The following is a 24,285-nucleotide window of genomic DNA, read 5'->3' as shown; positions in this document are numbered from 1 at the left end:
TGCCCTCCGCCGAGCTCTCCCGCGGCCGCGGCGGCCCGCGCTGCATGAGCATGCCCTTCTGGCGCGAGGACCTCTAAGTCTTTCCGTTTCCGGTGCGGTCCCCCTACAACCGCACCGGCTTCGCCCGTTAAACGGGCAACACTGATACTTACGTAATTCATTTCTTCGAAAGGAATCGAACCATGGGTGTTAACCTCTCCGGCCGTAGCTTCCTCAAGCTTCTCGACCTCACCACCGAGGAGATCGAGTACCTGCTCAAGCTCTCCAAGAACTTCAAGGATATGAAGCGCGCTGGCGTTCCGCACCGCTATCTCGAGGGCAAGAACATCGTTCTGCTCTTCCAGAAGACCTCTACTCGTACCCGCTGCGCCTTCGAGGTCGGCGGCATGGATCTGGGCATGGGCGTCACCTACCTCGATCCGGGTTCGTCGCAGATGGGCAAGAAGGAGTCCATCGAGGACACCGCCCGTGTTCTCGGCCGCATGTATGACGGCATCGAGTTCCGTGGCTTTGCCCAGGACGACGTCGAGGAGCTCGCTGCTAAGTCCGGCGTGCCCGTGTGGAACGGCCTGACCACCGAGTGGCATCCCACCCAGATGCTCGCCGACATCCTGACCGTCCAGGAGAACTTCAACTACGACATCAAGGGCAAGACCCTCGTCTTCATGGGCGACTGCAAGAACAACGTCGCTCGCTCCCTCATGGTTGTCTGCTCCAAGCTCGGCATGAACTTCGTGGCCTGCGGCCCCGAGGAGTGCATGCCCGCCGACGACGTCATCGAGGCCTGCAAGCCCATCGCCGAGGCCAACGGCTGCACCATCAAGCTGACCACCGACGTCAAGGACGGCGTCACCGGTGCCGACGTTATCTACACCGACGTGTGGGTCTCCATGGGCGAGCCCGACGAGGTCTGGGCCGAGCGCATCGCTCAGCTCACCCCGTATCGTGTTACCTCCGAGGTCATGGCTATGGCCAACCCGGGCGCCATCTTCCTGCACTGCCTGCCCAGCTTCCACGACACCAACACCACCATTGGCGCCGAGAAGTGCGAGCAGTTCGGCATCACCGAGCAGGAGGTCACCGACGAGGTCTTCGAGAGCCCCGCTTCCAAGGTCTTCGACGAGGCCGAGAACCGCATGCACACCATCAAGGCTGTCATGTACGCCACGCTCAAGTAAGAGCATCTAGCATCTCGCTCGGGGTGTATTGCTGCACACCCCGAGCGGTTTTATCTGGTAATAATCTCGCATCAAGCGGCAGGCACGGCACGGAAGAGCCGCTTCTGGCGAGATCAGTAAATGATTTATGAAGGGGGGATGAGAACTATGACTGAGACCGCTAAGAAAAAGCGCGGTATGCCTTCATCGTTCACCATTCTTCTTGCTCTGCTGGCAATTGTCGCAGTGATTACCGTTATCGTCTCCGGCACGTCCGGTGGCGCGGTTACTGCCGCCCGTTTGAGCGATTTCTGCACCGCCCCGATTAAGGGCTTCGCTGACGCTCTGCCCGTCTGCCTCTTCGTTATGATCCTGGGCGGCTTCCTCGGCATGATGACCGAGACCGGTGCCCTGGACAACGGCATCGCCGTTCTGGTGCAGAAGCTTAAGGGCAACGAGATCATGCTCATTCCCGTGCTGATGCTCATCTTCTCCCTCGGTGGTACCACCTATGGTATGTGCGAGGAGACCGTTCCCTTCTACGCCCTGCTCGCCGCTACCATGATGGCCGCTGGCTTCGACCCCATGGTCGGTGCCGCCACCGTCCTGCTCGGCGCTGGCTGCGGCTGCCTGGGCTCCACGGTTAACCCGTTCGCCGTCGGCGCTGCCGTCGACGCTCTGACCGGCGTTGGCATTGAGGTCAACCAGTCCATCATCATCGGCCTCGGTGCCGTCCTGTGGATTGTCACCACCGGCATGTCCATCTTCTTCGTGATGAACTATGCCAAGAAGGTCAAGGCTGACAAGGGTTCCACCATCCTGTCGATGCAGGAGCTCAAGGACGCCGAAGAGGCTCACGGCAAGGCTGCTTCCGAGGTTCACAAGGAGGTCAAGCTCACCGGTCGTCAGAAGGGTGTTCTGATCGCCTTCGCCTTCACCTTCGTCGTCATGATCGTCGGCTTCATTCCGCTGGCCGACCTCAACGAGGGCGTCGCCAACTTCTTCGACGCTGGTGCCGTCTACGACGCCGACGGTAACGCCGTCGTCCAGGGCTGGTCTGCCCTGATCACCGGTCTGCCCATTGGCCAGTGGTACTTCGACGAGGCTTCCACCTGGTTCTTCCTCATGGCCGTCCTGATCGGTATCATCGGTGGCCTGTCCGAGAAGCAGATCGTTAACACCTTCATCACCGGCGCTGCCGACATGATGTCCGTTGTTCTCGTCATCGCCCTCGCCCGTGGTATCTCCGTCCTCATGGCTAACACCGGCCTCGACGTCTACGTCCTCGACGCTGCCGCCAATGCTCTGGCTGGCCTGTCCGGCGTGATCTTCGCTCCCATGAGCTTCCTGGTCTACTTCGGCCTGTCCTTCCTGATCCCCTCGACCTCTGGTATGGCTACCGTCTCCATGCCCATCATGGGACCGCTGGCTGTTAAGCTCGGCTTCTCGCCCGAGGTCATGGTCATGATCTTCTCCGCTGCTATCGGTGTCGTGAACCTGTTCACCCCGACCTCCGGTGCCATCATGGGCGGTCTCGCCCTGGCCAAGATCGAGTGGACGACCTGGCTCAAGTTTGCCCTTAAGCTCATCGTCGCGCTCTCCGTCGTCTGCGCCGTCATCCTGACCGTCGCCTGCGTGCTGCTCTAAGTACCCAACGGGTACCACACGGAAACCTTGACGATCCTGTAAAGGATCACCTGGTCATCGTCTGTCCGGTGGGGTCAACCCACCGGTAGACTCCTACCTTTAGCCCCCTCCCGTTCCGTGCGCGGGAGGGGGCGCTCTCATGTTGCGCGGTTCTACGAACCGCGCAACCAGTCGACGCTGCGCGCCGCCCAGAACGACAATTTGTCATTCAAAAGGCAAGGCATGACCAGAAGGTCTATGCCTTGCCTTTTTCATGCCAACTTGTACGTCCTGGGCGGCGCTCGCTGACTTATGCTCAACCTGCGACGTTTCCATTATTGATGCAAAGGGGTCAGGTTAGTTTGCGCCAAAAAGGGGAAGTTGCGGTGGAATAGTTCCTGTTTGGCCGTCTTGAGGGGTTAAACGGGAACTATTTCACCGCAACTTATCGATGACGTGTTTGGTTGATGCCCGTTGGCTGCTTGGGTGTTGGGAAGGGTCTGCTCCGTTATAATCGCCTAGAACATTAAATGGAAACGGGACGGGAGCCATACATGCGCCAGGGTTTCGACAACGCGAAATATATCGAGCTGCAGGCCGCTCATATTAAGGAGCGCATCTCGCAGTTTGGCGGCAAGCTGTATTTGGAGTTTGGCGGCAAGCTGTTTGACGACTATCACGCGAGTCGCGTGCTGCCGGGTTTTGAACCGGACAGCAAGTTCCGCATGCTCAAGAGCATTGCCGATGACGTTGAGGTCATCATCGCGATCAACGCGAACCACATCGAGAAGAACAAGGCTCGCGGTGACCTGGGCATTACCTATGACGAGGACGTCTTGCGCCTGGTCGACCTGTTCCGCGGCAACGGTTTTGCTGTCGCGGCCGTGGTCATCACCCAGTATGCAGGCCAGCCCGCCGCTGACGTCTTCCGTAATCGCCTAAACGCGCTCGGCATTCCTGCCAAGCTGCACTATCCCATCGAGGGCTATCCCCACGACGTCGATCTGATCGTGTCCGACGACGGCTACGGCAAGAACGAGTTTGTCGAGACCACCCGTCCGCTCGTCGTGGTCACCGCTCCCGGCCCCGGCTCAGGCAAGCTCGCCACTTGCCTCTCGCAGCTCTATCACGAGCACAAGCACGGCACCGCCGCCGGCTACGCCAAGTTCGAGACTTTCCCGGTCTGGAATCTGCCCCTCACGCATCCGGTCAACATCGCCTATGAGGCCGCCACGGCTGACCTCGACGACGCCAATATCATCGATTCGTTCCACCTTGAGGCCTACAACAAGACCACGGTCAACTACAACCGCGACGTCGAGGCCTTCCCGGTAGTCCGTGCCCTGATGGAAAAGATCCTGGGCAAGAGCCCCTACCAGAGCCCTACGGACATGGGCGTCAATATGGTCGGCTTTGCCATCACCGATGACGATGCCTGCCGCGACGCTTCCAAGATGGAGATCGTCCGCCGCTACTTTACCGCGGTCGAAAATGTGCGCCGTACCGGCGTGGGCGATGAGCAAGTCGACCGTCTCAAGATTATTATGAAGAAAGCCGGCATCGATAAGAACTACTCACCGGCGCGCTCGGCGGCCCTCACCAGGGAGCAGCTGACGGGTGGTCCCGTGGGTGCCATGGTCATGCCCGATGGCTCCGTGGTGACCGGTAAGACCTCCACGCGCCTGGGCGCCGCAAGTTCGCTCATTATGAACGCCCTCAAGCATGTCTCGGGCGTCGACCTTGAGCTCGAGGTCATCAGCGATGAGGCGATCGAGCCCATCAGCAAGCTCAAGACGCATTTCCTGGGAAGCAAAAACCCGCGCCTCCACACCGACGAGACGCTTATGGCGCTGTCGATCACCTCGGCCACGAGTGAGACGGCCGCTCGCGTCCTTTCGGGCCTGGAGCAGCTGCGCGGCTGCGACGCCTTCTTTAGCGTGATCATCTCGCCGACGGACGAGACGGTACTGCGCAAACTGGGTATCAACGTGTGCTGCGAGCCCAAGTTTGAGCGCCGCGGTTTCTTCCATCGCTAAGTTTGAAGCACCGCGGTAATTGCATTGCATTTTGGCCGTATCGGGTTAGCGCCCGGTACGGCTTTTTGATCAATAAAGCGCCTATTTCGGCGAAAAATAGCCGTTTACCTGCCTAGAGACAATTTGAGCGGTATACAATAACCGTAACTGTTTCATCCTTAGCGGGATGCCGCATGATGGATATTACCTGCCATCGTGAGGTGTGTCGGTCGCGCACGGCGCGTTAGATGCTCGTGCTCGGTTTGAGGAGGCTGCTATGGCGGGCAAGGGTCGTGCGAGTGTCAACGATATGAAGCGTGTCGAGGTGCTGGTGTTGATGGAGATCGACCAGCAAACCGAAGACAATGGCGGGCCGTATGGTTTCTCGCGCAAAACGCTTGCCGAGCGCGTGGGGGTTTCGCCGTATCGTGCCCGCGCCGCAATCGATCGCTTGGATTCCGAAGGCATGATTGATGTCGTCTCGCGTTATAGCGACGACGGCGGTCAGCTTGCAAATGGCATTTGCCTCACCGAACGTGGCGAGTGGTATCTTGAGGGTGTCCGTACTGGCATGCTCGTTCAAGAAATGCTTGAGGACGAGGTTGCTGATCGATAGCAGCATGTAACCCTTGCCATAGCGACGCCACCTGGGAAACCGGGCGGCGTTTTGTTTCAAGATTGAGAAATGCAATCGCACGCGAGAAAAATTGCGAACGGTCCGCGGCGCGAGTATTACAATGAAGACCCGTAAGATGTGGATAAACAACTTCTACGGGAAGCGCAGGTAACTCAATATGACCAAGCATGTGTTCGTAACCGGTGGCGTGGTTTCGTCCCTGGGCAAGGGTATCACCGCGGCCTCGCTGGGCCGTCTGCTCAAGTCGCGTGGCTACAAAGTAACGATGCAGAAGGCCGACCCGTATCTGAACGTCGACCCCGGTACCATGAGCCCGTTCCAGCATGGTGAGGTCTTCGTTACCGAGGATGGTTACGAGTCCGACCTGGACCTGGGTCATTACGAGCGCTTTATTGATGAGAACCTGACCCGCGATTCCAACTTTACGACCGGTGCCATCTACAAAAGCCTAATCGCCCGCGAGCGTCGCGGCGACTTTTTGGGCGGCACCGTACAGGTGATTCCGCACGTCACCAATGCCATTAAGGACAAGTTCCGCCGCATTGAGGAGCAGACCGGCTCCGATGTGGTCATCACCGAGCTGGGCGGCACGATCGGCGACATCGAGTCGCAGCCGTTTGTCGAGGCTATTCGCCAGTACCGCAAGGAGGCCGGCCCCGAGAACGTCTGCTACATCCACGTGTCGCTCGTTCCCTATATCGCCGCCGCCCACGAGGTCAAGACCAAGCCCACGCAGCATTCCGTCAAGGAGCTCCGCAGCTTTGGCATCCAGCCCGATATCATCGTGCTGCGCTCCGACCACCATATCGATGACGCTATCCGCGGAAAGATCGCAAGCTTCTGCGACGTCGACACCGATTGCGTCTTTACCAACGAGGACTGCGCGAGCATTTACGATGTTCCGCAGCTGCTTGCCGAGCAGGACTTTGACCTGCGCATTTGCGAACGCCTGGGTCTGGACCCGCGTGAGCGCGACATGAGCGAGTGGAACGAGTTCCTGCGCAAGCAGAATCACGCCAACCATCACGCCGACAAGGTGAAGATCGCCGTCGTGGGCAAGTACACGCAGCTGCCCGATGCGTACCTGTCGGTTATCGAGGCCCTGCACCATGCAGGCGTCTTCTACGATCGCCATGTGGACGTCCAGCTGGTCGACGGCGAGAGCCTCGACGAGCAGAATGTCTCCGAGGTTCTGGGCGACGCCTCGGGCATCCTGGTCCCCGGCGGCTTTGGCAAGCGCGCCCTGGAGGGCAAGATCCTCGCGGCCGAGTTTGCCCGTGAGCACAAGATTCCGTATCTGGGCATTTGCCTGGGAATGCAGGTGGCCGTGTGCGAATTTGCGCGCAACGTCGTCGGCCTTGCCGGCGCCAGCTCCTCCGAGTTCGATCCGGATGGCCCGTATAGTGTCATCGATCTGATGAGCTCGCAGGAGGACGTGACCGAGAAGGGCGGCACCATGCGCCTGGGCGCCTATCCGTGCAAGCTCGCCGCCGATACCCTCGCTCGCGAGGCATATGGCGAGGAGCTCGTCTACGAGCGTCACCGTCATCGCTTTGAGTTCAACAACGCCTTCCGCGACCAGCTCGAGGACGCCGGTTTGGTTATCTCGGGCCTGTCGCCCGACGAGCGCCTGGTCGAGATGGTCGAGCTGCCGCGCGACGTGCATCCGTGGTATGTGGCAACTCAGGCTCATCCCGAGTTCAAGAGCCGCCCGACCAACCCACAGCCGCTGTTCCGCGAGTTCGTGCGCGCTTCGATCGGCCAGCACGAGGGTGTCGACCGTCTGCAGGTGACGCCCATGAACCTCGCTACGGACTAAGGGTGCCGGCGAATAAGGAACATACCGAAGCTACTCCCTCGTCGCTCGCCGTGGCGGCGGGGGAGTATCTCGATTACCTCGCGGTCGAGCGGGGTTTGGCGCGCAACACGATTGCGGCCTATCGTCGTGACCTGACGACGTACTGCGCCTATCTGGAGCGGGCGGGTATTGTGTCTTTTGAAGAGGTGACCCGTCAGGTCGTGGAGGGCTTTGTCGCCGACCGTCGCGATGGGGGCTATTCGGATGCCTCGGTGGAGCGTGCGCTTGCGGCCGTGAAGGGCCTGCATGCCTTTTTGGTGCGCGATGGGGCTGTGGCCCAAAATCCAACGGCGGCGTTGCGCCTTCCTAAAAAGGCTGATCGTTTGCCGGAGTATCTATCGGTGGAGGATGTCTCGGCGCTGCTCGATCAAGACTTCCCCGAGGGCGAGATGGGCTTGCGCGACCATGCCATCTTGGAAGTGCTCTACGGATGCGGTTTGCGTGTGAGCGAGTTGGTGGGGCTCGATGTGGGCGATATCCATATCGACGATGGCTTTGTACTCGTTCGCGGTAAGGGCTCAAAGGAACGCCTGTCCCCGCTGGTGGGAAGCGCGGCGCGAGCTCTGACGCTCTATGTAACTGAGGGACGTTCTCGCTTGGCGGCCCATGCCCGCGGAACCGAGACCTCGGCGGTCTTTTTAAATAAGAACGGCCGCCGTCTGTCGCGCCAGGGCATTCATGCCATCTGTGAGCGCTACGGGCGCCAGGTGGGGCTGGTGGGACTCCATCCCCACACGCTGCGTCACTCCTTTGCCACCCATATGCTTGCGGGCGGCGCAGACCTCCGTGTGCTACAGGAGATCTTGGGACATGCCGATATATCGACCACGCAGGTCTACACGCATGTCGACCGAACGCAACTGACCGAGGTCTATCTGGCGGCGCATCCGCTAGCACATCGCTAGCACCTCGCTGACCTGCATATTTATAAATATTAAATGGGACGGGCCCCAGATTGCCGAGACGCACTTTTGCGCGCATGGGCAATCTGGGGCCCGTCCCATTTTTCGCCAGACACCGACGCGGTGGTGGGCCGTGTGTACCGTGGGCAGGGGAGTTTGGGGGCGATGTGAACGGCGTGTAAAGGGACGTAAAAATCGCCTCAAGGTCAACTTGAAGGTTGAGGTTCGCGGGCGTGGTTCTACAGGTGGCATCCCGCTGTTGCTGTAAACACAACATATTGTGTTTTCGAACATATGCTTGGGGGTGTTTTGCAATATATGGTGGGTGGAGTAGTGGGGCGGGGTGGGGGAAGGGGTGGGGAAAGGTGTTGAAAAATGGGGCGGTTCCCCATATTATTAATGACGTCGACAGGCGGGGTGGTTCCCCGCGTACGTGCCATCTGAGTAACCGAGGGGAGGGCGCACATGGGAATGACTGGTGCATACGAGCGCAATCTCGATGCAAAAGGTCGTCTGTCCCTGCCTGCACCCCTTCGCGAGGAGCTTGGAGAGCACGTTCGCGTGTTCAAAGCCCTGGATGTCGATGCTCTGTACGTGTTCTCTGCCGAGGCCTTCGATAAGTGGGTCGAAGGACTCTTCGCGGGTCGTGAGGGCCACGAGGGTTTTAACCCGCGTGACATTAACGACCAGAAGCTCATGAGGGCGATCAACAAGCGCACCACGTCGATGGACGTGGACAGCGCCGGTCGTATCGGTCTTTCCGAGTCTCTCCGCAAGCAGGCGAACCTCGACCGCGAGGTCACGGTTGTGGGCAACTACGACCACCTTGAGGTTTGGGATCGCGCCGCGGCCGATGAGGACGATGACGATGAGGCCCTGCTGGACCTCTTCTTCTCGTAAGGGCAAGGCACGGGTAACGGATGGAGCGTGGGATCTTGACACAAGAATATCGGCATGAACCTGTCATGCTCGGCGAAGTGCTTGAGTCGCTGCGGCTAAAGAGCGGCTCCGTTGTCTGCGATTGCACCCTTGGCGGTGCCGGCCATTCGGTAAAGATGGCCGCGCAGGTGGGGGAGACGGGCCTTTTGCTCGGCGTCGATCAGGACGACATGGCCCTCGAGGCCGCTGGCGCCCGTTTGGACCGCGAGGTTCCCGGCGTTCCGCACCAGCTGCTGAAGGGCAACTTCGGCGACTTGGACGAGCTGCTTTGCTCGGCCGAGGTGCCCGGGGTCGATGGCTTCCTGTTCGATTTGGGCGTTTCGTCACCGCAACTCGATATCCCTGGCAGGGGCTTTTCGTATAACGAGGACGCCCCATTGGACATGCGGATGGATCCGGGTAACAACACCTTAAACGCAGCTGAGGTCATCAACACCTATAACGAACGCGACCTCGCCCGGATTCTACGCGTCTATGGCGAAGAGAAGTTCGCCTCGCAGATCGCGCGTGAGATCGTGCGCCGCCGCGAGCATGAGCCGATCGAAACCACCGGTCAGTTTGTCGAGATCATCAAGGCTGGTATCCCCGCTGCCGCTCGTCGGCATGGCGGACACCCAGCCAAGAAAAGTTTCCAGGCCATTCGCATCGAGGTCAATCACGAACTCGATGTGCTCGAGCGAGGGCTTGACGCCGCCACAAGGTGGCTCAACCCGGGCGGACGCATCTGCGTCATCTCGTATCACTCGCTTGAGGACCGTATCGTAAAGAACCACTTTAAGGAGATGAGCCAGGGGTGCACGTGTCCGCCGGAGATTCCGGTGTGCGTGTGCGGCAACGTGCCGATACTCAAGGTCATCACCCGCAAACCCTTGGTTGCCCAGCCTGATGAGGTTGAGCGCAACCCTCGGGCGAGATCAGCCAAAATCCGCGTGGCGCAGCGTCTGTAGGCGCGACCGCGCGATATTGGACCTCCCGCTCGCACCATAAACGAAGCTTAAACACACTACCAACGTACTCGGGATGGGAGGCGGCATATCATGGGCTACAACACTTCAAGCGCAGCACTCGCCTATGATATGAACGCCATGCCCGCCTATCGTGAGACGCCGCAGGCCCCCGTTGCTCCCCGTGAGCAGCGCGCGCCGCGCTTTGATGTCTACACGGGCGCGGGCCGTCAGGCAAACCAGGCGGTAAGCCCGGTTTTCATGAGCGTTCTTAAAACGTTTTGCATCATTGCGGCTATCTTCATGACGATCGGCGTCGCCCGCGTGGCGCTCGCCGGCGTTACGGCCCAGGTGCTCAACAGCAACGCCGAGCTTACCAGCACGCTCGAAAAGGCGACCGATGAGAGCTCCGACCTGGAGGTCATGCATTCGGTCTATGGCGCCGACACGCGCATTCGCGACCTTGCGGGCGCTTATGGCATGGTGGAGCCCAACGAGAGCGTTACACTTGACTTTTCGCAGGATGCAGCCGCGGGCGCCAACGCGACCGCGACCGCTCAGTAGCAAGACGGTAGCTGAGTATGACAAATGACTATCGCCGCGGTTCCGATGGGGGCCGCGGTTCTGGACGTCCCTCGTCGCGGGGACGTTCTGGTTATCAAGGAACGGGTCGGCAATCTTACAACGCCGGGCAGTCCCGTGGCAACGACCCGGCGTCGCGACTTCGCGGCTCGGGCGGCCCTCAAGTGCATAACACCAGGTCGCGCAAGAGTTCGTCGACCGAATGGCTCACAGGCGCACCTCTGCCTCGCCGCAAAGCCGTCATGGGCTTCATCGGGCTTGGCTTGGGCTTGGGCGTCTTTCGCCTTGCCGACTATCAAATTGTCGAAGCCGATAAACTGCGCGAGCGTGCCGATGCGCGCCGCCTGCTTGCGCAGACCCTCTATGCCAAACGCGGCACCATCTACGACCGCAACGGCAACGTGTTGGCGTCGTCGGTCGAATGTCGCAACATCGCCGTGAACCCGCAGCTTGTCGAGGATGTTGACAAGACGGTGTCGGCGCTGGTCAAGGCAACTGGAATCGATAAAAAGACCTGCCGCAAGCTCGTTGAGTCCGATGGAACCTGGGTGTATATCAAGCGCCAGGTGGACGAAGACGATGTTGCGGCGCTGGAAAAGAAGAACCTGCCCGGCGTGCTTTTTGAGCAGGCCATGAAGCGCGTATATCCATACGGCAATCTGGCATCGCAGGTGCTGGGTGTAGTGAATGTAGACAACGACGGCTTGACGGGTCTCGAAAAGCAATACAACAAGCTTCTGACCGGCACGAACGGTTCTCTCGTACGCGAGCGCGCGAGGGACGGCAGCTATATCGCGGGCGGTGCCTATAAAAAGGTGGCTGCGGTCGACGGCGTTGATATCGTGACGACGCTCGACGTCAATATCCAGCGTGCGGCCGAGGATGCCCTGGCAGAGGCAGTTGAGAAGACTAAGGCCAAGAACGGCTCGGCGCTGGTCACCGATCCTACGACAGGCGAGATTTTGGCAGCCTGCTCGTACCCGACCTACGACCAGACCGATCTGGAGAATGCCAAGACCGAGGATATGAATCTGCGCCTGGTCACCGACGCCTACGAGCCCGGCTCGGTCTTTAAGACGCTCGTGGCGGGCGCCGGCTTCGACTTGGGCGTCGTGCGATCGAGTACGTCGTTTGAGGTGCCGGCGAGCATCAAGGTGGGCGACGATACCGTCACCGATGCCGACAAGCGCGACTATGCCATGACCATGGATGTGCGCGAGATGATGCGCCGTTCGTCCAACGTGGGCTTTGTCCTAGTGGGGCGCAAGATCGGTGCCGACGACTTTGCCGCCTATGTGGACAAGTGGGACATCGGTCACAGCTCGGGTGTCGATTTTCCGGGAGAGAGCCTGGGTATCGTCAAGGAGCGTGACCAGTATGACGGCGCCACGCTGGGCTCGATGAGCTTTGGACAGGCACTGTCCGTCTCGCCGATTGAGATCGCACGTGCCGTGGGCGGCATCGCCAACGGCGGCGTGATGATGACACCGCACTTCTATAAGTCCAGCAAAGGCGACGAGAAGGACTGGGGCGAAGGCGAGCGCGCGATTTCGGAGGACGCCGCATCCCAGGTGACATCGTGCATGCAGACGGTCGTGTCCGAGGGAACGGGCGTTGGCGGCGCGGTTGACGGCTATGACGTGGCGGGTAAGACCGGTACGGCCGAACGTGCCGACGAGAACGGCGGCTACCTCAAGGAGAACTACATGTCGTCCTTTATGGGCTTTGCACCGGCACAATCGCCCAAGGTGCTGTGCTATATCACGCTCGACGGAACGCCGAGCGGCTCAGATGCCGCTGCGGTGCCGTTCCAGTCCATTATGGCCAACGCGCTCGACGTGCTGGGTATCCCACACACGAAGTAGGGGGTTACAATCTTTGGGGCGTGGTTTGTTGTCCCATATGAGGGTGTTCACATGCCCTGCACCACGCATGTGCGGCGCTGGGATACAATACGCCGATAGCATTATTAGGTTTACAGGGGAGCTGCAATGATAGAGATCGCCGTCAACAACCTCGCGGCCGCAACAGGGGCCCGAACCGTGACGGGAGAAGCCGATCGGGTATGCCGCGGGTGCGTTATCGACTCGCGCCAGGTCGAGGAAGGGACGATTTTCGTCGCCTTTCCCGGTGAAAACGTCGACGGCAATGATTTTGCTTCCCGTGCCGTCCAGTCGGGTGCCGGCGCCGTCGTGATGACGCGTGAGCCCGAGGCCGAGCTGGTCTCGCTGGCGCAGGACAAGGGGTGCGCCATCCTGCTGACCGATGATCCCGAGGAGTTTCTGCTGCGTTTGGCGCACACGTATCGCCTGGAGCTTGGCTGCCTGGTCGTTGGCATTACCGGTTCCATCGGCAAGACGACGACCAAGGACGTGCTCGCCGCCGTGCTCGTCAAGCGCTATCGTGTCTGGGCCACCAAGGGCAATTTCAATAACCTGATCGGCATGCCGCTCACGGTGCTTTCCGCTCCGGCCGATACCGAGGTCCTGGTGCTCGAGATGGGCATGAACCATTTCCACGAGATTGAGCGCCTGTCCCAGTCCGCCAATCCCAACCTTGCCATCGTGAGCAAGATTGGTACCTCTCACATCGGCATTTTGGGCAGCCGCGAGAACATCGCCCGCGCTAAGGCCGAGATTGTCCAGGGTATGTGCGCCGCCGGCGACTTCTTGCCGCTGCTGGTTTTGGGCGGCGAGGACGACTTTACACCGTTCATTCGCGATACGTTCGCCCAGCCTGCTGGTATCGACGTGATGCTGGCCGGCGTCTCGGACGATGATGAGGTCCGCGCCCGCGACATTCGTGTTGATGACGAAGGCCGTCCGGTCTTTACGCTCGATTTTGGCCAGGGTGAGACGATCGATACCATGCTTGCCATCCCCGGCGTGCAGTCCGTCCCAAATGCCGTTAAGGCCGCCGCAGTTGCCTATCGCCTGGGCGTGACGCCCGAGCAGATCGATGCTGCCTTTAGAGGCCTCACGATCACCGGTCACCGCCAGGAGATCAAGCGCGCCAAGAGCGGCGCCCGCGTCATCGACGATTCCTATAACGCCAGTGCCGAATCCATGGCTGCTGGCCTCGATCTGCTGTGCTCGCTTTCGTGCACGGGGTCTCGTATGGCGATCCTGGGCGAGATGGGCGAGATGGGCGATGAGGCTCCTCGCATGCATGAGCTCGTGGGCGCCTATGCCGCCGCCAAGAAGCTCGACATGCTGGCGTGCGTGGGTGGTGAGCTGGCCCAGCTTATGGCCGATGCCGCGCGCATGATGGGCATGGACGAGGACCGCATCCAGGTGTTCTCCGATTATCAGCAGGTGCTCGACCGCATGGGCGGCGCGCTTGAAAAACATGATGTTGTACTGGTCAAGGGTTCCCGCTTTGTTGAGCTCGACCGCTTTGTGGAAGGTGTGTGCTAGCCCATGTTCGGAAATCCCTCGTATCCAACGTATCAGGCTTTTTTGGGGCTTGGCATCGCCGCCGCCATTGCGCTGCTGCTCATGCCGTGGTGGATCAAACTGCTCAAGGTCGAGGGTATCGGCCAGCAGGTTCGTGCCGACGGCCCCAAGCGTCATTTGGTTAAGCAGGGAACGCCCACCATGGGTGGCGTTGTCATCCTCGTCGCGATCTCGCTGACCTGCCTGCTGATGGGCAAGCTCACCACCGAGCTCGTACTCGTGCTGCTCGCCACGCTGGCGACCGGCGTGCTGGGCCTGATCGACGACCTGACCTCCGTTACGCATGGGCGCTCGCTCGGTCTGACGCCCCATGCCAAGATGATCGGCCTAACCATTATCTGTGTCACCTTTACGGTACTTGCCGTCAACTGGTGCGGCGTCGCCCCCGAGATTCGTTTTCCCGGCGGCCTGACGATTGACCTTGGCGTGCTTTCGACCACCATCTGCGGCCTTTCGTTCCCGTGGCTCTACATTGTCTTTTGCTGGCTGATGATCGCCGGTCTTTCTAATGCCGTGAACCTGACCGATGGCCTTGACGGTCTTGCCGGCGGCACCTCCATGATTGCCATGCTCGCCATGGCTGCCATGGCGTTTTTGCACGGAGACGTGAACCTGTCCATCTTCTGCACCGCGTGTGCCGGTGCCTGCTTGGGCTTTCTGTGGTTCAACTGCTATCCGGCGAGCATCTTTATGGGCGATACCGGCTCGCTTGCCCTAGGCGCCGCGTTTGCCTGCACGTCCATCATGACCAACACCGAGGTCGTCTCCCTCATCATCGGTGGCCTGTTTATCGTTGAGACCCTGTCGGTCATGATTCAGGTTGTCTACTTCCACTTTACGCACAAGCGCGTCTTCCTTATGGCGCCCATCCATCATCATTTCGAAAAGAAGGGCTGGGCCGAGACCAAGGTCGTCATCCGTTTTTGGATTATCGCTGCGGCCTTTGGTGCCGTTGGCCTTGCTCTGTTCTTCCAGTTGGGATAGTGGTCTTTCATGCCTCTTGCTGATGTCTTTAGCCTGCTCGTTTTGGGTCAGGGCAAATCCGGTCTCGATGTCGCCCGCTGGGCGCTGGCACATCCCGAGCGCGTAAGCGCCGTTACCGTGTATGGCGGCGGCACCTCTGAGCCCAATGACGCTACGCGTGCGCTCGAGGCTGCTGGTGCGTCGTTTGTCTATGGGACCGAACAGGTCGAGGGTGCCTATGACGTATGCGTGACGTGCCCGGGCATCTCGGAGTTCTCGGGCTTCTTTAAGGCCGGGCGCGAGCATGCCGCCCAGATTATGGGTGAGCCCGAGTTTGCCTATCGCCTGTCGCCCGATAACTGGATTGCCATCACGGGCACCAACGGCAAGACGACCACCACGTCGCTGACTGATTATCTGCTCAAGGCTGCCGGCGAGGCCAGCGTTGCTGTCGGCAACATCGGCGAGCCGCCGGTCAACGAGATTGACGGCCGAGCCCACAACGAGTGGTTTGTGGCTGAGCTCTCGAGCTATCAGATTGCTACGACAACCGAGCTTCAACCCCGCGTGGCGGTGCTGCTCAACATCACTCCCGACCACTTGGGCTGGCATAAGAGCCATAAGAACTATGCGCTTGCCAAGATCAAACTGTTTGACAATATGGTCGATGACGATCTGGCGGTTGTCGACGTCGAAGACGCCGGCATTCACGAGTTCGATGAGTTCATCTACACGCCGGGTCGTCGCATCTGCAAGGTTGCCTTTGACGAGCCTGAGGGCGAGGATGCCGCCTTTGTGCGCGATGGCAAGATGATCGTGCGTCTGAAGGGTGTCGAGACCCCGCTCATCGCTACATCCGAGCTCAAGATCTCGGGCCATCACAATGTTATCAATGCCCTGTGCGCTGCCACGGCTGCCTTGGCAGTCGGTGCCGATGTCGACGGTGTCTGCCGCGGTCTGGCCTCGTTCCAGCCGCTCGAGCACCGCGTGGAGCCGTGTGGCGAGATTGACGGCGTGCGCTACGTCAACGATTCCAAGGCGACTAACACCGATGCGGTCGAGAAGGCACTGACGGCATTTCCCGATGACGACGTGATCTTGCTGCTCGGCGGCCACGATAAGGGCACTCCGCTCACGGACTTCGCGCGCGTCGTTATGGACAACGTGCGCTCGGTCGTCTGCTTTGGCGATGCGCGCGAGCGCTTCACCGCCGCTATGGACGAGGCTGATGTCGATGGCGATGTGGATATCGCCCAGGCGGATGACCTGCGCGACGCCGTGGACGTTGCCCGTTCGCTTTCGAGCCGTGGTGACGTGATCTTACTTTCTCCTGCCTGCTCTTCGTTCGATGAGTTCTCGGGCTATGAGGAGCGCGGCCGCGTGTTTAAGGACTACGTGGCTCAGCTTGCCGCTACAGCGAAATCACAAATGGAATAGGGGTTGCGATGAGAGAGGAGAGCCCCCGACAAGGTATGAGGAGGCCCGACTCGGACCGTGCTTCCTCACGTCGCACCACACCGCGTTCCAGCCGCGGCGGGCAGTCGTTTAGCGAACGCTATATTGCCGGCGTTCCCGCCCGTATCATGCGCCCCCGTTTGATATTCATGGCCTGCTTGTTTACCTTGGTATGCTTTGGCCTGCTGATGGTGTACTCGGCGTCTTCGGTCGAGGCGCTGCACGAGAATGGCTCGGCGACGTTTTTTCTGGGTCGACAGGCCGCGTTTGCCGTGGTCGGTGTTCTGGCGCTGATTGCCATCGTGCGCGTTTTGCCGGACAGCTGGTTTGGGGAGGATGTGCTCAGGATCTTCCTTATCGGCATGATAGGGCTACTGCTTCTGGTGTTCTTGGTGGGCAGCGGCAGCCGCGGCGCCACGCGCTGGCTCAACATCGCCGGTATTCAGTTCCAGCCTTCCGAGTTTTTAAAGCCATTTGCCATTGCGTATTCGGCCATCATGCTTGATCGCTTCTTTTCGCCCGGTGGCAACATCAACGAATTCCTTCGCAAGATGGGCATCTACCTGGGCATTTCGCTCTTTCTGATCTTTATCCAGCCCGATTTCGGTACTGTCCTGATCATCCTGTTGACCCTCATGTGCATGGCGTTGTTTGCGGGTCTCGACCCCAGATTTATCATCGGCGTGCTAATCTTCGGCATTCTCGTGATCGTGATTGCGCTTGTCGCAGAGCCGTACCGTATGGTGCGTATTCAGGTTGCCTTGAACCCTTGGGCCGACGAGTATGGTGACGGCTATCAGGCCACGCTTGCCATCATGGCCTTTGCCTCGGGCGGTCTGTTCGGCCGTGGCATCGGCAACTCAACCATGAAGTACTCGTATCTGCCCGAGGCACACAACGACTACATCTTGGCCATCATTGGCGAGGAAGTCGGTTTTGTCGGAACCGTGCTGTTCTTCTTGGTGTTTGCGATGCTGATCTACTCGGCGTTTCGCATTGCCGAGCAGGCGACCGATCGTCGGGGCGCGCTCATGGCGTCTGGCTCCGCGGTCATTCTCGCGGTGCAGTTTTTGATTAACGCGCTGGGCATCCTCAACGTGTTTCCCATGACGGGCAAACCGTTGCCGTTTATTAGCTACGGCGGTTCGTCGATTATTGTGTCGCTCATGCTTGCCGGGTTGATCCTGCGCGTTTCGTACGAGAGCGCCCGTCGCGATGAGTACGACCGTCTCCGTGAGAGCTTTGCCGTTATGGATGAGAGTACCGCCGGCGTGCCCCACGTGCGCGGCGAGCGATCTTCGCGTAACGGTTTTACCGTCCTGGATGGCTCTGCGACCGAGCCGGCAGCCCGCCCGCGTCAGCGAACGGCACCGCAAGGTCGTCCTCAGCGCCCCACTCCTCGCAATGCGGGCGGCGGATATAATCGAATCGATTTGAACTCGGACCCGTCGGCGCGTCTGCGTACCGACGACCAGGGACCGCGTGTACGAAGGGACTACCATGACCGATAAAATGACCGTTGCTATTGCAGCCGGCGGCACGGCAGGACACATCAACCCCGCGCTCGCCTTGGCCGAAGAGCTGCGTGACCGTGGCCACCACGTTGTGTTCGTGGGCCAGTCGCGCAAGCTCGAGGGTCGTCTGGTCCCCGAGGCTGGGTTTGATTTTGTGCCCATTACGGTCACGGGCTTCGACCGCTCCCGCCCTTGGACGGCGCTCACCTCGCTGTGGCGTGTCAACAAGGCCAAGCGTGCGCTCGCCAGTCATTTCTCAAAGGTCGGCAAGCCCGATGCCGCCATCGGTTTCGGTGCCTATGTCGAGGTTCCGTTGCTGGGGTGGTGCAAGGGCGCGGGCGTTCCGTATCTGCTGCATGAGCAGAACTCTGTTCCGGGCCTGGCCAACAAGATGATGAACTCCCACGCCGCCCGCGTGTGCATCTCGGTGCCGGCAGCGCGTTCGGTCTTTGAGCGCGAAGGTGACCCTGACCACGTGCTCATGACCGGTAACCCCGTACGTCGCTCGGTGATCGAGGGCAATCGCGCTCGCGGCCGCAAGGCACTTGGTGTTCCCGAGGACGCTACGCTGCTGCTCGTCTTTGGCGGTTCACTTGGCGCCCAGCACCTCAACGAGCGCGTGGTTTCGCTCAAAAACGAGCTGCTTTCGCGCAAGAACCTCTATGTGTTGCATTCGACGGGTGCCGACGGCTTTGAGGAGACCGAGCGCGCTTTGGCGCTGACGCCCGAGGAGGCGAAGCGTTACCGCGTCCAGCCTTACATCGACAACATGGGCGATATGCTGGCTGCTGCCGATTTGGTGCTCTCGCGTTCGGGCGCATCGAGCGTGGCCGAGATCGCTGCGCTCGCCGTGCCTTCGGTGCTCGTGCCGTACCCGCATGCGACGGCCGACCACCAAACCACCAATGCCCGTTATCTGGTCGACGCCGGGGCCGGCGTGCTCTGCGCCGATGCCGATATCGACGGTTCTGCCTTTGCCGATGAGCTGCTGCACCTGGTTGATGACGCGGCGGCACGCGACGCCATGCGTCAGGCGGCGCGTGGTCTGGCTCAGGATAGGGCCGCCGCTCTTCTGGCGGATGCGGTAGAGGGTTTGCGTTAGTTAGACGGGATATCGTTGGTCGCCCTCGCGCTGATGCGGTAGGTGCGGTACAGTTAACGGGTTACAGGCAGTGTTTACGCAAGGAGTACACGAGCACATGGCTGATTCCCAGACTGCAACCTCCGCGCCCGAGTTTAAGAGCGCCCACTTTATCGGTATCGGCGGCGCCGGCATGAGCGGCATCGCCCTCGTTCTGCACGAGCGCGGTTATGCCGTTACCGGCTCCGACCTTAAGACGTCACGTTATATCCGCCAGCTTACCCGCGCTGGTGTGAAGGTGCATGTGGGCCATGAGGCCGCCACGATCGACGAGGTCAAGCCCGACGTGGTTGTTGTCTCCACTGCTATTCCGGAGTCCAACCCTGAACTCGTGCGCGCTCGCGAGCTTGGTATTCCCGTGTGGCCCCGTGCCAAGATGCTCTCTGCTTTGGGCCACGGCTACACCACCGTCGCTGTTGCCGGCACGCATGGCAAGACCACCACGTCTTCGATGTGCGCTACCATGCTCGACCGCATGGGCCTGGATCCGAGCTTCTTGATCGGCGGCATCGTCGAGGGCTATGACACGAACGGCAAGAACGGCTCGGGCGACTACTTTGTCGCCGAGGCCGACGAGTCCGACAGCTCCTTCCTGTTCCTGAACCCCAACGTGGTCATTGTGACCAACGTCGAGGCCGACCACCTCGATCACTACTCGGGTATCGAGGAGATCGAGGCGACTTTCGCCAAATTCATGAGCCTGGTGGGCGAGGACGGCACCGTCATCGTCTGCGGTGAGGACCCGCATCTGGTCGAGCTCGCCAAGTCGACGGGCCGTCACGTGCTTTCCTACGGCTTTGCCGAGAGCAACGACATCGTCTGCATGCACCCGGATGTCAAGGGCATCCAGAGTGACTTTATCGTTCGCTTTGAGGATGGCACTGAGCATGCCGTGGAGATCAAGAGCAATCCCGGTCGCCACAACATGCTCAACGCCACGGCGGTGCTCACCGTCGCCCATGTCCTGGGCCTTGACATCGACGCCGCCGCCAAGGCGCTCTCGAGCTTTGAGGGCGTCCGCCGTCGCTTTACCCACGTGGGCGATATCGATGGCATCACCGTGGTCGATGATTACGGCCATCACCCCACCGAGATCAAGGCGACGCTTGCTGCCGCTTCGTCGCTGGGCTACAAGCATGTCGACGTCGTGTTCCAGCCGCACCGTTATTCGCGTCTGCAGGCCCTGTGCGACGACTTTGCCGATGCATTTGCCAATGCCGATAAACTGCTGCTGATTGATGTGTTCTCGGCTGGCGAGATGCCCATTCCGGGTGTCACCTCTAAGATGCTCGCCGATACCGTGCGCGCCAAGCATCCTGGTAAGGAGGTCGTGTATTGCTCCAGCCGTCTTGAGCTCAATCAGGAGCTCGAGCAGATGGTGGGCGAGGGCGACCTGCTGCTCACCATGGGTGCCGGTGACGTTACGACCGTCGGTCCCGAGTTCATTGAGTATCTGACTGCCAAGAAAGACGCTTAAGTCTAATGGGTCTGTTTAACGCCGTCATGGCGCTCTCGGGCATGATCGACACGGATGTGATCGAGGACGAGCGCCTTGCGCGTCATACGAGCTATCGTATCGGCGGCAAGGCCGACCTCTTTGTGACGTGCCATAGCTATCATGCCCTCCGCCGCGCCGTGGCGGTGCTCGATCGCGAGCAGGTTCCGTGGGTCATCATCGGCAAGGGCTCCAATCTGCTGGTTGCCGATGGCGGTTATCGCGGTGCCGTCATTTCGCTCGGACGTGAGTTTCAGCGCACGGTTGTTGCCGATGACGGTTGTACGCTGACGGTCGGTGCGGGCGTGATGTTTGCGCGCCTGGTCAACGATGCCCTGTCGCGTAGCCTCTCGGGCCTTGAGTTTGCCGTTGGCATCCCTGGCTCGGTTGGCGGTGCGATATCTATGAATGCAGGCACACGGACCGAGTGGATTGGCTCGCTGGTTGAGGATGTCGTAACGTTTGACCCGGCATCCGGTATCAAGCATTATGCGGGGTCCGAGATCACTTGGGGCTACCGCGAATGTAGCCTTCCCCGCAATGAGATTATCCTCGAGTGCGTGCTCAAGCTTAAACCGGCGCCCAAGGCCGACATTCGCGAGCGCATGGAGCGGTACCTGACGAGGCGCAAGCGTACGCAGCCCATGGGTCGCGCATCCTGCGGGTCGGTCTTTCGCAACCCGCCCGATGCGAGTGTGGGCAAGCTTATCGAGGATTGTGGATTAAAGGGTTTTTCGATTGGCGGCGCGGAAGTTTCGCCCGTTCACGCTAATTTTATCGTTAATAACGGAACCGCCTCGGCCGATGACGTTGCCGCGGTTATCAGACATGTGCACGGAAAGGTGAGGGAGGCGTATGGCATCGAGCTCAGACCGGAAGTTAAATTCCTCGGCTTCTAGAGCATCGAAACCAACCTTCCGCCGCGCCGGAGGGCGTTCCGGCGCACCTGCCAAACCTCAACGCAATACCGTCGCGCACTCTAAGTCTGTCGGGCATGCTCGACAGACCAGTCGTCCGGTTGTCGGCTCGCAGCTCGGTAATCGTCCGGCCGCAAAAAAGTCCTCGCGTCCCTCGGTGACGTCAAAGCCTGTTATGGGCGCCAAGCCCGCCCGTCCCATGGCAACTCCTAAGCCCTCGACGGGAACTAAAGCGCCGCGTCCGGGTCGCACGCTGGGCGCATCGAAACCGCGCTCGCTGACATCGGTGCCGGCTACCGCCAAGAAGCCTTCGGGTAAAAAAGGAGTCAACCCGTTGTCTTCACTTGGGGCGATGGTAAATAAAACATCAGACGCCGCTTCTGTCGTTGCAGGCAAAGGCAAAATCGTGGGCGGCGTTCTGGCCGCCTTGGCCGTGCTCGTCGTCGTTGCCATCGTGGTGATCAACTCTGGATTGTTTACCGCCACTGATATTCAGATTCAAGGCAGCGAGCATGTGACGAAGCACGATGCTATCCAGCTGATCGATTTGCCCGAGGGAACGTCGCTTTTTAACGTCGATCCTGACCAGATTACCGAGGACCTCAAGCAGAATCCGTGGGTCTCGGGCGTGGATGTCCAGCGTCAGTTCCCGCATACGCTCATCATTACGCCGATGGAGCGCAAGGTCATCGCAATTGCCTATATCAGTTCCGATGACCTTGCCTGGGCCATCGGGGATGATGACACCTGGATCGCCCCACTGTCGACGTCGGTCGAAGTGGACGACCAAGACAACGTCATCACGACAGGGCAGGGCTCAAATACCTTGACCGGAATCGATGCCGCGCTGGCGCTCGCTAAGCACTATGGCGCGGTGTTGTTGACTGATGTCTCGGCGGATGTCGCTCCGGTTTCCGGCCAGGCAGTGAGCTCCAAGGCCGTTAAGGCTGGCTTGGATTATGTGCGTGGTTTTTCGAGCGAGTTCTTGGGACAAGTCAAGGATATTTCCACGCCTTCGGTCGAAGCCATCTCGGCAAACCTCAATAACGGCATTGAGGTGTCGCTGGGCGATTCGAACGATATCGTCAAGAAGGAGCGCGTAGTCACCAAGCTGCTTTCGCAGGTAGAGGGCGTAACGTATATCAATGTGCGCTCTCCGGGTAACTATACATTTAGGAACGCTCCGACCTCGTAGCGCTGGTTGATGCTTTGTTGAGGGGCCATACCACGCCGTTTATCTGGTTTGTTTGGTTTTCACGGTCAATTATTTGACTGATACGTTCATAATGTGCAAACATAATACGGTTTACCTTTGCATTTACTTTCAACCTGAAGGTTAATGTGCGCAGGGGTCGACCCATGCTATGGCTATAACCTTTGTTCGGAGGACCGACATGCACGAGACAGAGATCAACAACTACCTTGCCGTCATTAAGGTGGTCGGCGTCGGCGGCGGCGGTACCAACGCGGTCAATCGAATGATCGAAGAGGGCATCCGCGGCGTCGAGTTTGTTGCCATCAACACCGATGCTCAGGCACTCGCGATCTCTGATGCCGATATCAAGGTGCACATCGGCACCGACCTTACCCGCGGCCTGGGCGCCGGCGCCAACCCCGAGGTTGGCCGCAAGGCTGCCGATGAGTCCCGCGACGACATTGCCGAGGCGCTCGCTGGCGCCGACATGGTGTTCATCACCTGCGGCGAGGGCGGTGGCACCGGTACCGGCGCTGCTCCCATCGTTGCCGATATCGCGATGAACGAGGTCGGTGCGCTGACCGTCGCCGTCGTGACCAAGCCCTTCACCTTCGAGGGCCGCAAGCGCAAGAAGAGCGCCGAGGAGGGCATTAAGACCCTCTCCGATTGCGTCGACACCATGATCGTCATCCCTAACGATAAGCTGCTCGACATCGCCGAGAAGAAGACCACCATGCTCGAGGCCTTCGCGATTGCCGATGGCGTCCTTTCCCAGGGCACCCAGGGCATCACCGACCTCATCACCGTCCCCGGTATCATCAACCTGGACTTCGCCGATGTTAAGACCATCATGAAGCAGGCCGGTACCGCCATGATGGGTATCGGTACCTCTTCTGGGGACACCCGTGCCGTCGACGCTGCCCAGCAGGCCATCTCCAGCCCGCTGCTCGAGAGCTCCATAGATGGCGCCACGCGCGTGCTGCTCTCCATCGCCGGTTCCAAGGACCTGGGCATCCAGGAGATCAGCGACGCCGCCGACGTTGTCGCCAACGCCGTCGACCCCGAGGCCAACATCATCTTCGGTACCGTTGTCGACGAGTCCCTGGGCGATCAGGTGCGTATCACCGTCATCGCTACGGGCTTCTCCGACTCCAACGTCAACCGTCAGGACGAGCTCTTTGCTGCTCAGCAGTCTCAGAGCAAGGCCGCTGCCTCCGCTGAGCCGCAGCGCACCGCTCCTGCCACGAGCCCGGCTCAGGCCGCTCCGACCCGCAACGTCGGTGGCACCGAGCTTCCTAACTTCGGCAACGATCAGTTCGAGCTTCCCGACTTCCTGAAGCGCGGTAGCTTCTAAGTCGTTCTTTGCATTGTTGTGCACAGGGGCGTGTCCGTATGGACGCGCCCTTTTTATATTTCAAGACTTTAGTCCGCTGGCCGCGCAGCGGCCAGCTTTAAACCACCCGCTACGCGGGTGGAGACAAACGGCTTTA

Annotated in this window: 20 protein-coding genes; all 20 read left to right on the top strand. The window is 60.0% G+C overall.

What is annotated here, in order from left to right; translation table 11 throughout:
* A partial coding sequence (locus ABHU32_RS10085) for an arginine deiminase family protein (protein WP_195239190.1) occupies window positions 1-77 on the top strand: 77 nt, incomplete at its 5' end.
* Between the two features lie 105 nt (window positions 78-182).
* Window positions 183-1,178: an ornithine carbamoyltransferase gene (argF, locus tag ABHU32_RS05810; RefSeq protein ID WP_006234279.1), complete on the top strand. Its 996-nt coding sequence runs from the start codon at window positions 183-185 to the stop codon at window positions 1,176-1,178.
* 138 nt (window positions 1,179-1,316) lie between these two features.
* Window positions 1,317-2,804, top strand: coding sequence for a YfcC family protein (locus tag ABHU32_RS05805; RefSeq protein ID WP_430393370.1), 1,488 nt, complete (start codon window positions 1,317-1,319; stop codon window positions 2,802-2,804).
* 533 nt (window positions 2,805-3,337) lie between these two features.
* Window positions 3,338-4,819 (top strand): DUF1846 domain-containing protein, encoded by a 1,482-nt coding sequence (locus tag ABHU32_RS05800; protein ID WP_006234276.1) that lies wholly within the window; start codon window positions 3,338-3,340, stop codon window positions 4,817-4,819.
* A 256-nt stretch (window positions 4,820-5,075) separates the two neighbouring features.
* On the top strand, window positions 5,076-5,414 hold the full coding sequence (locus ABHU32_RS05795) for a helix-turn-helix domain-containing protein (protein WP_040358312.1): 339 nt from the start codon (window positions 5,076-5,078) through the stop codon (window positions 5,412-5,414).
* A gap of 178 nt (window positions 5,415-5,592) precedes the next feature.
* Window positions 5,593-7,254, top strand: a complete 1,662-nt coding sequence (gene pyrG / locus ABHU32_RS05790) for a CTP synthase (protein ID WP_006234274.1) — start codon at window positions 5,593-5,595, stop codon at window positions 7,252-7,254.
* Window positions 7,255-7,256: 2 nt separating this feature from the next.
* Window positions 7,257-8,198: a site-specific tyrosine recombinase XerD gene (gene xerD / locus ABHU32_RS05785; RefSeq protein WP_175406015.1), complete on the top strand. Its 942-nt coding sequence runs from the start codon at window positions 7,257-7,259 to the stop codon at window positions 8,196-8,198.
* Window positions 8,199-8,660: 462 nt separating this feature from the next.
* Window positions 8,661-9,095, top strand: coding sequence for a division/cell wall cluster transcriptional repressor MraZ (locus ABHU32_RS05780; RefSeq protein ID WP_006234269.1), 435 nt, complete (start codon window positions 8,661-8,663; stop codon window positions 9,093-9,095).
* A 20-nt stretch (window positions 9,096-9,115) separates the two neighbouring features.
* Entirely contained in the window at window positions 9,116-10,081 is a 966-nt protein-coding gene (gene rsmH / locus ABHU32_RS05775) for a 16S rRNA (cytosine(1402)-N(4))-methyltransferase RsmH (protein ID WP_346979358.1), read from the top strand.
* Between the two features lie 90 nt (window positions 10,082-10,171).
* Window positions 10,172-10,642: a hypothetical protein gene (locus ABHU32_RS05770; protein WP_346979357.1), complete on the top strand. Its 471-nt coding sequence runs from the start codon at window positions 10,172-10,174 to the stop codon at window positions 10,640-10,642.
* Between the two features lie 182 nt (window positions 10,643-10,824).
* Complete coding sequence (locus ABHU32_RS05765; RefSeq protein WP_346979356.1) at window positions 10,825-12,525, top strand: peptidoglycan D,D-transpeptidase FtsI family protein; 1,701 nt, start codon at window positions 10,825-10,827, stop codon at window positions 12,523-12,525.
* A gap of 126 nt (window positions 12,526-12,651) precedes the next feature.
* Window positions 12,652-14,076: a UDP-N-acetylmuramoyl-tripeptide--D-alanyl-D-alanine ligase gene (locus ABHU32_RS05760; protein ID WP_346979355.1), complete on the top strand. Its 1,425-nt coding sequence runs from the start codon at window positions 12,652-12,654 to the stop codon at window positions 14,074-14,076.
* A 3-nt stretch (window positions 14,077-14,079) separates the two neighbouring features.
* On the top strand, window positions 14,080-15,099 hold the full coding sequence (gene mraY, locus ABHU32_RS05755) for a phospho-N-acetylmuramoyl-pentapeptide-transferase (RefSeq protein ID WP_006234262.1): 1,020 nt from the start codon (window positions 14,080-14,082) through the stop codon (window positions 15,097-15,099).
* Window positions 15,100-15,108: 9 nt separating this feature from the next.
* Entirely contained in the window at window positions 15,109-16,515 is a 1,407-nt protein-coding gene (murD, locus tag ABHU32_RS05750) for a UDP-N-acetylmuramoyl-L-alanine--D-glutamate ligase (RefSeq protein ID WP_346979354.1), read from the top strand.
* A 35-nt stretch (window positions 16,516-16,550) separates the two neighbouring features.
* A complete protein-coding gene (gene ftsW / locus ABHU32_RS05745; protein ID WP_346979353.1) occupies window positions 16,551-18,044 on the top strand; it encodes a putative lipid II flippase FtsW in 1,494 nt (497 codons plus the stop codon).
* The gene (gene murG / locus ABHU32_RS05740) at window positions 18,034-19,149 is read left to right on the top strand and encodes an undecaprenyldiphospho-muramoylpentapeptide beta-N-acetylglucosaminyltransferase (RefSeq protein ID WP_217107763.1); all 1,116 of its coding nucleotides are present in this window, start codon (window positions 18,034-18,036) and stop codon (window positions 19,147-19,149) included. The genes ftsW and murG overlap by 11 nt, the downstream gene beginning before the upstream one ends.
* A gap of 97 nt (window positions 19,150-19,246) precedes the next feature.
* Complete coding sequence (murC, locus tag ABHU32_RS05735; RefSeq protein ID WP_055286074.1) at window positions 19,247-20,665, top strand: UDP-N-acetylmuramate--L-alanine ligase; 1,419 nt, start codon at window positions 19,247-19,249, stop codon at window positions 20,663-20,665.
* A 5-nt stretch (window positions 20,666-20,670) separates the two neighbouring features.
* Entirely contained in the window at window positions 20,671-21,582 is a 912-nt protein-coding gene (murB, locus tag ABHU32_RS05730; protein ID WP_006234257.1) for a UDP-N-acetylmuramate dehydrogenase, read from the top strand.
* Window positions 21,583-22,006: 424 nt separating this feature from the next.
* Window positions 22,007-22,795, top strand: coding sequence for a cell division protein FtsQ/DivIB (locus ABHU32_RS05725; RefSeq protein ID WP_346979352.1), 789 nt, complete (start codon window positions 22,007-22,009; stop codon window positions 22,793-22,795).
* Between the two features lie 199 nt (window positions 22,796-22,994).
* Window positions 22,995-24,149, top strand: a complete 1,155-nt coding sequence (ftsZ, locus tag ABHU32_RS05720; protein ID WP_022094491.1) for a cell division protein FtsZ — start codon at window positions 22,995-22,997, stop codon at window positions 24,147-24,149.
* Window positions 24,150-24,285: the final 136 nt, after the last annotated feature.

This window comes from Collinsella aerofaciens (assembly GCF_039758965.1).
Lineage (GTDB): Bacteria > Actinomycetota > Coriobacteriia > Coriobacteriales > Coriobacteriaceae > Collinsella > Collinsella aerofaciens_BR.
This window is presented reverse-complemented; position numbering and strand designations above follow the sequence as displayed.